Annotated in this window: 11 protein-coding genes; 6 read left to right on the top strand and 5 right to left on the bottom strand. The window is 65.5% G+C overall.

Annotated elements, in window-relative coordinates:
• Positions 1-61: 61 nt before the first annotated feature.
• The gene (locus tag GGQ90_RS18740) at positions 62-706 is read left to right on the top strand and encodes an alpha/beta hydrolase (RefSeq protein ID WP_188083494.1); all 645 of its coding nucleotides are present in this window, start codon (positions 62-64) and stop codon (positions 704-706) included.
• Positions 707-750: 44 nt separating this feature from the next.
• Positions 751-1,311 carry a 3'-5' exonuclease gene (locus tag GGQ90_RS18735; protein WP_188083532.1) on the top strand — a complete coding sequence of 187 codons (561 nt, stop codon included), beginning with the start codon at positions 751-753 and terminating at the stop codon, positions 1,309-1,311.
• 108 nt (positions 1,312-1,419) lie between these two features.
• Here GGQ90_RS18735 and GGQ90_RS18730 read toward each other — a convergent pair whose 3' ends face one another.
• A complete protein-coding gene (locus GGQ90_RS18730) occupies positions 1,420-2,298 on the bottom strand; it encodes an ImmA/IrrE family metallo-endopeptidase (protein WP_188083493.1) in 879 nt (292 codons plus the stop codon).
• A 14-nt stretch (positions 2,299-2,312) separates the two neighbouring features.
• Positions 2,313-2,813: a hypothetical protein gene (locus tag GGQ90_RS18725; RefSeq protein ID WP_223178333.1), complete on the bottom strand. Its 501-nt coding sequence runs from the start codon at positions 2,811-2,813 to the stop codon at positions 2,313-2,315.
• 78 nt (positions 2,814-2,891) lie between these two features.
• Between GGQ90_RS18725 and GGQ90_RS30015 the strand changes: the two genes are divergently transcribed.
• Positions 2,892-3,065 carry a hypothetical protein gene (locus GGQ90_RS30015; protein WP_380766028.1) on the top strand — a complete coding sequence of 58 codons (174 nt, stop codon included), beginning with the start codon at positions 2,892-2,894 and terminating at the stop codon, positions 3,063-3,065.
• Between the two features lie 204 nt (positions 3,066-3,269).
• On the opposite strand, the gene GGQ90_RS18715 is transcribed toward GGQ90_RS30015, so the two are convergent.
• Positions 3,270-4,175: a LysR family transcriptional regulator gene (locus GGQ90_RS18715; protein ID WP_188083491.1), complete on the bottom strand. Its 906-nt coding sequence runs from the start codon at positions 4,173-4,175 to the stop codon at positions 3,270-3,272.
• Between the two features lie 88 nt (positions 4,176-4,263).
• Between GGQ90_RS18715 and GGQ90_RS18710 the strand changes: the two genes are divergently transcribed.
• The 3 genes from GGQ90_RS18710 to yaaA all read left to right on the top strand — a co-directional run bounded on the left by GGQ90_RS18710 (position 4,264) and on the right by yaaA (position 7,353).
• Entirely contained in the window at positions 4,264-5,298 is a 1,035-nt protein-coding gene (locus GGQ90_RS18710) for an aldo/keto reductase (protein ID WP_188083531.1), read from the top strand.
• Positions 5,299-5,311: 13 nt separating this feature from the next.
• Entirely contained in the window at positions 5,312-6,484 is a 1,173-nt protein-coding gene (locus tag GGQ90_RS18705; protein WP_188083490.1) for an MFS transporter, read from the top strand.
• 116 nt (positions 6,485-6,600) lie between these two features.
• Entirely contained in the window at positions 6,601-7,353 is a 753-nt protein-coding gene (gene yaaA, locus GGQ90_RS18700; RefSeq protein WP_188083489.1) for a peroxide stress protein YaaA, read from the top strand.
• Positions 7,354-7,488: 135 nt separating this feature from the next.
• On the opposite strand, the gene GGQ90_RS18695 is transcribed toward yaaA, so the two are convergent.
• Positions 7,489-8,805: a sigma-54-dependent transcriptional regulator gene (locus GGQ90_RS18695; RefSeq protein ID WP_188083488.1), complete on the bottom strand. Its 1,317-nt coding sequence runs from the start codon at positions 8,803-8,805 to the stop codon at positions 7,489-7,491.
• Positions 8,802-10,559 (bottom strand): sensor histidine kinase, encoded by a 1,758-nt coding sequence (locus tag GGQ90_RS18690; RefSeq protein ID WP_188083487.1) that lies wholly within the window; start codon positions 10,557-10,559, stop codon positions 8,802-8,804. The genes GGQ90_RS18695 and GGQ90_RS18690 overlap by 4 nt, the downstream gene beginning before the upstream one ends.
• Between the last annotated feature and the right edge of the window lie 57 nt (positions 10,560-10,616).

The following is a 10,616-nucleotide window of genomic DNA, read 5'->3' as shown; positions in this document are numbered from 1 at the left end:
TATTAGAGCAGCATAGCTGCACTGACTGCGTGGCTGATCACCCAATTGGAAGGATGCTCTCTTGCTCGATGGCCCCCGCCTTGCCCCGCTGTCAGGCGCGCAGCCAGACGCTCTGGTCATATTGATCCACGGTTACGGCTCGAATGGCGAGGATCTGATCTCGCTGGCCGCGATGATGCAGCCCTCGCTGCCGTCCGCGGCATTTGTAGCGCCGAACGCGCCGTCGTCGCTCCCCCACATGGCAGCGGCCTATCAGTGGTGGCCGATCGAAACCTTCTCCATGGCCGAACGCACTGCGGGCGCGGCGGCGGCAGGGCCGGCCCTTGATGCATTTATCTCGGAGGAACTGGAGAAGGCGGGGCTGACCAGCGACCGTCTGCTACTGGTGGGATTCAGCCAGGGGACGATGATGGCGCTGCATGTCGGCCTTCGCCGGCCCTCGGCCATTGCAGGCATCGTCGGCATTTCGGGCATGCTGGTCGCGCCCGACCAGTTGGAGGCGGATATCGGCAACCGTCCTTCGGTTTTGCTTATCCACGGCACCGAAGACGAAATCGTCCCGTTCCATTCGCTGGAATTGGCATCCTCGGCACTGGCTGCCGTTGGCGTGCCCGTAGAGACCCATGCGTCGCCGGGCCTTGGCCACAGCATCGGATCGGACGGTCTGGCCGCTGCCACCGCGTTCGCACGTCGCCTCCTCCTCTGAACTCGCAGGTGAAGCCTCTCATGCCATCGGTCGTTTCCTCCCCCATGTTCGTCTTCCTGGACTTCGAGGCCTCGTCCCTCGCCAAGCTTAGCTATCCGATCGAGGTTGCCTGGGTCTTCGAGGACGGCAGGAGCGAGGCGCATCTGATCCGCCCCGCGCCGCAGTGGACGGACTGGGATGCGGAGGCCGAGGCTGTTCATCACATTTCCCGCGACATGCTGGAGCGCGATGGCACGCCGCACGATGTCGTGGCGCGACGCATGGTCGAACAACTTTCGGGCCATAGCCTCTTCGCCAGCGCGCCGTCCTGGGACGGGAAGTGGCTGAGCGCATTATTGCGTGCCGCCAAGCTTCCGCGCCACGCCTTGCGCCTTCGTGACACCGAGGAAGCTCGTGTGGAAGGCGCCAGGCGAAAGCTCGCCCCGGTCGTTCCGGCCGAGCGCCTGCACATCGAGATCGACGATCTGCTGACCCTTGTCGAGGTCGGACGCAAAGAAGGAGAACGGGTACATCGTGCGCTCGCAGATGCGCAGGAAGAGCATCGTCATTGGCTGGAGGTCGTTACCCAAGCCGAAGCCATCGCCCGGAAAGACGGGCATGACTGAAGATGCACCGAGGGAGTCCGGCGGGCGCTATCAAGCGCTGTTTGGAGCGTGCGACGATCGTCGCGACGGATGAGGACGAGGCCATCCCTCTGGTCCCAGCCACTTCGCCTAGCGACGATCTGTCCCGCGTCCGAAGCTGGGCCGTTCCGTGGCATATTTCTCTGCCTCCTCGTCCGCCCGCTTTTCCGCCGCTGCGTTTATGAAGAGCATCACCAGGTGCAGACCATTTTTCTTCGCGAGCACCTGCATCACGACTTTGGGGCTGCGCATATCTCGTGACAGGATCAGCCAGTCCCGCGCCTCGACGGCGATCCAGGCTGTGGGCTGGTCGATCTTGTCGCTCAGGACCGAAGACGGCGCCGCATCGCCCCGATGGATCGCCATCGCTGGGAATGCCCGCGATGGACGCGCATAGTGGACGACGCCATTTTTGATGAACAGGATCGCGCACGCTGAAGGCGTGACGTCGAGGTAGCGGTTCGCCGCCGCCTCGATAGTGACGCCGTAGCTGGCGGCAAGCTTGGCCACATGGGCAATGGCTGGCTTGCCGAGGCTGTCGAGCGACGCAGCCATCAGGGGCTTTGGCATCAACAGTCCGGCGGCAAAGCGATTGGCTTGCGCTTCCTGCTTGCGATGAGGTGTGTCTCGCCGGTTCTCGCTGAGGTCGCGTGCGGCACAAGGCCCGTCTTCGCGCTGGGTTCCGAGCAGAAAATGCCCCAGTTGATGCGCGATAGCAAAGCGCCGACGCGGGGAAGATAGCGCCACTGAGCACGAGATGATGCCCGTCGCACCGGCCCCATCGACCAGGAGGCTACTGCTGCCCCCTTCCTCTGCCAGGTCGCGAATATCCGTGATGCCGACGCGCCGAGCGATGTCCTCGACAGGGACAGGGGCACTGATATCGGGATGATGCTTCAGAATTGCCGCAAGCAATGTCTCTGCGGAGCCGCCGCTTACCAATTCCGTCAAAAGTAGGTCTTTCGCCATGGCGGCGTCCTAGCTTAGGGAACGGGGATAAGCGAGGTTTCGCCGTCATCCCCCAATTCGGGAAACAGCTCCTCGATCGCCGCCTTGAGATCGTTTGTTTCGGGGAGCAGCCCGAAATGCGCAAGCATCCGCTTTATCAGCTGTACGCGATAGGGACCGATGGCGGGCAAGGTCTCCAGCCCGGGCAGGTCGGGGTCTGCCAGTCGCTGCTCAAGATCTCCCAGCGTGTGAAAGCCGGCGGCGTTCAAGCGCTTTCGCAGGTCAGGAGGCAAGATGGACTGGCCAATGGACAGGTCGCGCACTGTCGCATCCGGCCTATTCTTGCGCATCCGTGTTTGCGCCGCCTTCGCCCGTTTCAGGGTGCGTCGGATCAGGGCGATCTGGCTGGCGGTGAGGCCAAGCTTCTGCCGGATCTGGGCATAGGAATGACCGGCCGTGCGTAGGTCACGCGCGTCTTCGAGATTGAGTGTTGCCTGCTCAGGCCTGCTCAACATGGATCGGACAGTCATGGTCAACGGCCGGTGGGGAACGGAATGGACAGCGTGAGTGATTCGTAAACCTATTGTAAAACAATATATTGCGGCTGAATCGGCGTGATTGATATTCGTAAATTAAATTTTGAAAATCAGATGCTTACCATGCGCTATGAGAGGGATCCATTGATCGAGCCAGAAGATGACGGCGGCGGCGATACAAAGCGTGGACATGAAGCTATGGGCGCATCGTGCCATCGCAAGCCGTTCCTGATCACGAAGGTGATGCGCTGATGATCCGACGGTCATCCACCCGTGGCATGCCGTGCGACCACGGAAAATAAGGTTCGATCCGGCGCTTTCGCACCGGCCCACACCCCCACCCGGCTGCCCGGACATACCCTGATGCGTGGCCGGGTGGGGGCCGGTGCCGCTCTTAAAAATGCGCTCTTTCGCGCATTTCAAAACAGCTTCTAAGTGGCGGCGATTTTCTAAATATCACGCAAGATGTTCTACAAGAAAATCGACGAACACGCGCAGCCGTGCCGGCACGTTGGTGCCGCCCAGGAACACGGCATGGATCGTCTCGATATCGCCGGGATTATAGTCTTCCAGTAACGGCACCAGATCGCCCGACGCCAGTTCGGGCTGGACGCTGAACCGGCCGACCCGCGTGATGCCGACGCCATCGGCCGCCAACTGTCCCAGCGTTTCGCCATTATTCGCCTCGATCATGCCGCGCACGCTCAGCGCATAATCGCGCCCGTCCTTGCGGAACGGCCAGACCGGTTCGGCCCGCCGGAAATTGAAATTCAGGCAATTGTGATCGTGCAGATCCTCCGGCACGACCGGCGTGCCATGCCGGGCAAGATAGGCGGGGGAGGCGACGATGACGCGGCCATTCTCGCCCAGCTTGCGGGCGGTCAGCGGACTGTCGGCCAGCGGCCCGAAGCGGATCGCGACATCGGCCTGCCCGCCGGCAATGTCGACCAGCCGGTCGCTCAGGCTGATGTCGACCAATATGTGCGGATAGAGCTGCGCAAATTCGCCGAGCAGCGGCACGATGCACAACCGGCCATGGGAATGAGCGGCGCTGACCCGCAGTCGCCCACGCGGCGCGCCGCGATCGGCGATCGTCTGTTCCGCCTCGTCCAGATCGGCCAGGATGCGACGCGCGCTGGCCAGATAGGCCTGGCCCTCCGCCGTCAGCGTCAGCGCGCGGGTGGAGCGCAGCAATAGTCGCACCCCCAGCCGATCCTCGATCCGGTCGACCGCGCGGCTGACGGCGGAGGGGGTGAGGCCCAGCAATCGCCCGGCGGCCGAAAAACTGCCTTCGGCCACCACGGTCGCAAAGGTTTCCAGCGCCCGTGCCCGATCGGCATGAAAGGGTATCTTTTCATCCATTGCAAAGATCCTTCGCCTTGCGGCCCTCTAAACGCCGGAAGTCCTGCCTTCCATTTATGCGTCCATCACGGAATGGAAAGGGATGATGATGGAATATCGGCAATTGGGGGCATCGGGCCTGCGCGTGCCGGCGCTCAGTTTCGGCACCGGCACCTTCGGCGGCTCAGGGCCTTTGTTCGGCGCCTGGGGCCATAGCGACGCGCAGGAGGCCCGCCGTCTGCTCGACATCTGCCTCGACGCCGGCATCACCCTGTTCGACACCGCCGACGTCTATTCGAACGGCGCATCGGAAGAGGTGCTGGGCGCGGCGATCAAGGGGCGGCGCGATCGGGTTCTGATCTCCACCAAGCTCGGCCTGCCGACCGGCGATGGTCCCAATGACTGGGGCGTGTCGCGCGACCGGCTGATCGGCGGCGTGGAAGCGGCGCTCCGGCGCCTTGGCACCGACCATATCGACCTGCTGCAACTTCACGCCTTCGACGCCTCGACCCCGGTCGAGGAACTGCTGGTGACGCTTGACGGACTGGTCCGCGCCGGCAAGCTGCGCCATGTCGGCGTGTCCAACTATCCCGGCTGGCAGCTGATGAAGGCGCTCGACGTGGCGGATCGCCATGGCTGGCCGCGCTTCGTCGCCCACCAGGTCTATTATTCGCTGATCGGCCGCGCCTATGAGGCGGAGCTGATGCCGCTCGCCGCCGACCAGGGCGTGGGGGCACTGGTGTGGAGCCCGCTCGGCTGGGGACGCCTCACCGGCAAGATCCGCCGCAGCAGCCCGATCCCGGAGGGCAGCCGCCTGCACCAGACCGCCGCCTTCGCGCCGCCGGTGGAGGACGAACATCTCTATCGCGTGGTCGATGTGCTGGACGAGATCGCGGCGGAAACCGGCAAGACCGTGCCGCAGGTCGCGCTCAACTGGCTGTTGCAGCGGCCGACCATATCGTCGGTCATCATCGGCGCGCGTAACGAGGAACAGTTGCGGCAGAATCTGGGTGCGGTCGGCTGGTCGCTGACCCTCGATCAGGTCGCCCGGCTCGACCGGGCCAGCTACCAGATGCCGGCCTATCCGCACGCCCCCTATCATCAACAGGCCGGTTTCGCCCGGCTGAACCCGCCGCTTGTCTGACGGGAGGAGCATCATGAAGATCAATCCACCGCTGCTCGCGCTGGCGGCCGGTGCCTTCGGCATCGGCGTCACCGAATTTGCGCCGATGGGCCTGTTGCCCGTCATCGCCACCGATCTGGGCGTCTCCATCCCCGCCGCCGGCCTGCTCATCAGCGCCTATGCGATCGGCGTGATGCTGGGCGCGCCGCTGATGACGCTGACCACCGGCCGGTTGCCGCGTCGCACCCTGCTGATCGGCCTGGCCGCCATCTTCACGGTCGGCAATCTGATCGCGGCGCTCTCCAGCAGCTATTCCATGCTGTTGTTCGCGCGGATCATCACCTCGCTCAACCATGGCGCCTTCTTCGGCGTCGGATCGATCGTCGCCGCCAGCCTGGTCCCGCCCCAGCGGCAGGCGGGCGCGGTCGCCGCCATGTTCATGGGACTGACCATCGCCAATGTCGTCGGCGTGCCGCTGGCGACCTGGGCGGGTGAAGTCAAGGGCTGGCGCTCGGCCTTCTGGGGCATTGCGGCGCTGGGCGTGCTCATCATCGCGGCGCTGCGCCTGACCCTGCCCGACATGCCGGCCCCGACCGAGGGCGATGCGCGTTCCGAATTGCGGGTGCTGATGCGCGGGCCGGTGCTGGCCGCACTCGGCCTCACCGTGGTCGGCGCCAGCGCGATGTTCACCGTCTTCACCTATATCACGCCGATCCTGCGCGATCAGACCCATGGCTCGATCGGCTTCGTGACCGCAATGCTGGTGCTCTATGGCGTGGGCCTTACCATCGGCAACTGGCTGGGCGGGCGCTTCGCCGACCGCTCGGTGGACAGGACGCTGATCGTGACGCTCGCTGCGCTGACGGCGATCCTCATCGCCTTCGCCTTTGCCATGCCCTTTGCCGGGCCGACGGCGGTGCTGATCTTCCTGTGGGGCATTGCCAGCTTTGCGCTGGTGCCGCCGCTGCAGGTGCGGGTGATGAGCGCCGCGGCCGACGCGCCCAACCTTGCATCTTCGATGAACATCGGCGCCTTCAACCTGGGCAATGCGATCGGCGCAGCCCTGGGCGGCGCGGTGATCGCCGCCGGCCTCAGCCTGCCGTTCGTCGCGATCGCCGGGGCATTTGCATCCGGCGCAGGTTTGCTGGCCATCCTGCTCAGCCCTCGGGCGGCTGCGGCTCGCGCGGCAAATCTGCAAAGCCTTTAGCAATGCGCGGTGGCTGAGTGGTTCGGAGCGGCAAGCCAGTCGCTCCGAACCCATATCGAAAAACAGCAAGGCGCGCGGTTTGACGCCCGAACGCGGCGCGGCTACCGCCCGCAGCTATGATCGTTCTGCTTTCTCCCGCCAAGACCCTCGACTTCGAGCGCGCCTTGCCGCCGCTTGCCGTCACGACCCCGCATTTCGCCGAGGAAGCGCACGGTCTTGCCAAATCGGCCGCCAATCTCTCGCAAAAGCGTCTCGCCGAGCTGATGCATATCTCGCCCCGCCTGGCAAAGCTCAATGCCGACCGTTTCCGCGATTTCGCCGACCTGCCCGAAAGGCAGGCGCTCTACGCCTTTGCCGGTGACGTCTATACCGGGTTCGAGGTGGATACGCTCGACGAGGCGGCCGTCGCCTTTGCGCAGGATCATGTCCGCATGCTGTCGGGCCTTTATGGCCTGCTTCGCCCCCTGGATGCCATCCGTCCCTATCGCTTGGAAATGGGCACGCGTTGGGCGCCGCGGCACAAGAAGCTGACAGACTGGTGGGGCGATCGCATCGCCGCGCTGCTGCGCGCCCAGACCGAGGAAGAAGGATCGGGGGTGGTCCTCAATCTCGCCAGCCAGGAATATTTCGCGGCCGTCGAGAACAGGCTGGAGGGGCTACGCGTGATCCATGTCGATTTCCGCGAACCGGGACCGAACGGCCCGCGGTTCGTAAGCTTCAACGCCAAAAGGGCGCGCGGCATGATGGCGCGCTGGATGTGCGAACATCATGTCGCAGATGTCGACGCGATGCAGGGTTTTGACAGCGACGGATATCGTTTCGATCCGAGCGAGAGCGACGCTGACCATTGGCGCTTCACGCGGTCATAGGCCCTGCCAAAGGGGGAGGGCCTGCGATCCTCGCCTGCGACGGTTTCGTCTTGTCTGGCACCCCCACGCAGGCCAAGTGACGCATGAGATGAAGGTAAAGCCTGGACAGGGCATGTATCGCCTGTGTGGCGATATTCATCCATCCAGCCCGCGCAGTTTCCGCAGGTCGATGCCGAGCCGGCGGACCCGATAATAGAAGGTCTTGCGCGCCAGGCCGAGACGCTCGATCGCCTGGCCCATGTCGCCGCCCGTGGCCTGGATCGCCTCGATGATCGCCATGCGCTCGAACGCATCCATGCGTGCGTCGAGCGGCAGTGTCGCGCCATCGGTGGCGGGTTCCTGTTCCAGTCCCAGCGCCAGCCGTTCGGCCAGCCGCCCCAGTTCATGGACATTGCCGGGCCAGTCATGGTCGAGCAGATGGGCCAGCACTGCCCGGCTGACCGGCGGCACCGCGCGGCGGAAGCGGCGGGCGGCGGCGTCGAGCAGATGGGCGAAGATCAGCGGAATATCCTCGCGCCGTTCGCGCAACGGCGGAATGTGCAGCCGCACCGCCGCCAGCCGATAGAGCAAGGCCGGCTGGATCGCCGCCACCTGGCCCTGCTGCGTCATGCAGCCGATCACGCGCAGATCCACCGGCTGCGGTTCGCGCGCGCCGACCGGGCGGACCAGCCGATCCTCGAGAAACTGGATCAGATGCGCCTGCAGCGCCGGCCCCGACTGGTCGACATCGTCCAGGAACAATGTGCCCTGATGCGCGCGGGCCAATCGGCCTTCGAGCGGCGCGCGCCCGGCCAGACTCTCGCCATGCAGGCTGGTCTCGGCGATCGCATCGGGCACGGCGGCGCAGGCGATGCTGACGAACTGGGCGCTGGCGCGGCGGCTGCGCTGGTGGATCATGCGCGCGACCAGTTCCTTGCCGGTGCCGGTCTCGCCGTCGACCAATATGTCGATATTGGTGTCGGCCAAGGTCGCCACCATGTCACGCAGCCGCTCGATCGCCGGGGAATGGCCGATCAGCGGGGAGGGGACGGCGGTATCGACCATCGCGCGCAGGCGGCGATTCTCGATCACCAGCAGCCTATTCTCGCTCGCCCGTGCGACCGAAGCCAGCAGGGCATCGGGATCAAAGGGCTTGGTGAGGAAGTCCCACGCGCCGGTCTTCAGCGCATCTACCGCCATCGGCACATCGCCATGGCCAGTGACCAGGATGACCGGCAGTTCCGCGTCGCGGGCGTTGAGCGCCCGGAACAGGTCGATGCCCGACATGTGCGGCATCCGCACGTCGCTGACCACCACGCCGGGAAAGTCCGCGTCGATCGCCGCCAGCGCGTCGGCGGCGCGGGCGAAGGCGCGGACATCATGGCCCGCCAGCATCAGCGTCTGCGCCATGGCGGCGCGCAGGTCATCATCATCGTCGACCAGGGCGATCGGACGCGGGGCCATGTCGGTCATGCGCGTTGCAAACTCAGCTGGAAATGGGTGCCGGCCTCGCCGGGCAGCAGGCGCAGCGACCCGCCCATATCGGCCATGATGTCGCTGGCGATGACGAGGCCGAGCCCGAGGCCCGATGGGCGGCTGGTGACGAAGGGGGTGAAGAGCTGGCCCTGCACCGATGGATCGATGCCCGGCCCATTGTCGATCACCGACAACAGCACCGTCTCCGCATCGAGCGCGACCGACAGGCGAATGGTCGGCGCCGCCACGCCCTCCAGCGCTTCGAGTGCATTTTGCAGCAGGTTGACCAGCACCTGTTCCAGCCGGATCGTGTCGGCCATGACGCGCAGCCCATCAGGCAGGTGGGGCAGGTGCAGGTCGACCCGCGCCAGTCGCGATTTCAGGATCAGCACACTGCCTTCGATCGGTCCGGCCAGCGGGATGGCGGTGATCGCGCCGGTCGCCTTGCGGGAGAAACCGCGCAGTTCGGCTGTCACCTTGCCGATCCGGTCGGTCAGCCGCTCGATCGCTGCCATATTCTCGGCCGCCGCCTCGGCATCGCCGCGCTCGATCAGCAGCCGGCCATTGGCGGCATAGCTGCGGATTGCGGCGACCGGCTGGGCGGTTTCATGGGCGATGCCGGCGGTGATCTGGCCGAGCGATGCCAGGCGATTGGCCTGGCGCAACCCTTCGCGCAGCGTGTCGGCGCGCGTCTCGCTGGCGGCGCGCTCCTCCATCTCGCGGCGAAGTTCCTGCGTGCGGGCGGTAACCATCGCCTCCAGCTCGGTCGTCCGGGCGGCGGCCATGGCGGCCCGTTCGGCGCGGCGATGGGCGCGCTCGCGCAGGATCCAGATGCCGCCCGCCAACAGCAGCAGCAGCAGCAGGGTCGCCAGCCGTACCGTGCGCACGAAGCTCTCCACGCCCTGTAGCGGGGTCAGCAGGTTGAGCTGCCAGCCCGGTTCGCCCGCCGCGACCGATTGCCACAGCAGGCGGCGGCGTGGCTCGTCCGCGGGGCTGACGATCTGCCGGCCATCGGCGTCGCCCATGCCCTTGAGCGGCACCGGCAGCAGCGATCCGCCACCGGACTGCAATTCGGCGCGGAAGCGCTGCTTGGCCTGGGCCGACAGCGGATGAATGGTGGTGAAGCGCCAGTCGGGGCGGCTGGTGATGAGGATGATGCCTTCGCGACTGGTGATGAAGGTGATTTCGCCGAGCCGCGCCCATTGCTGCTCGATCCTGTCAAATTCCAGCTTCACCACGACATAGCCGCCGCCGCGCGATCGCCGCGACAGATACATGCCGGGCCGTTCGCTGATCGTGCCGAGCGCGAATTGCGCGCCCGATCCATGGGCGGCGGCCAGCTTGAAATAATTACGGAACGAATAGTCCTGCCCGACGAAGCTGCGTTCGCTGCCCCAGTTGCTCGATGCGACGGTGCGCCCCGATGCGTCGAGGATATAGATTTGCGCCGCGCCGGTGGTGCGGGCCAGCGCCTGCAGCTTGCGGTCGAGCGCGCGCAGCGCGGCCTGCGATCCGGTGAGGCCCGCGACCAGGTCGCTGTCGTCGGACAGGGCAACAGGCAGCAACCGGAACCGCTCGATCTCGCTCTTGAGATAGGCCTGACGCAATATGGCGGCGCCGCGCATTTCCGCGCTCAGCCGGGCGATGGCATTACGCTCGGCGACCTCGCCCGACAGCCAGAGCAGGCCGCCGGCCATGCCCAGAAACAGGGCGATCCAGAATAAGCGAGTCGGGAAGCGGGCGCCGATCATACCCCAGCATATCCCGCCGTTATGCGATGTGCAAATTTCTGCACATGATGCGAATAT

This window comes from Sphingobium scionense, from assembly GCF_014197035.1.
GTDB classification, from domain to species: Bacteria; Pseudomonadota; Alphaproteobacteria; order Sphingomonadales; family Sphingomonadaceae; genus Sphingobium; species Sphingobium scionense.
This window is presented reverse-complemented; position numbering and strand designations above follow the sequence as displayed.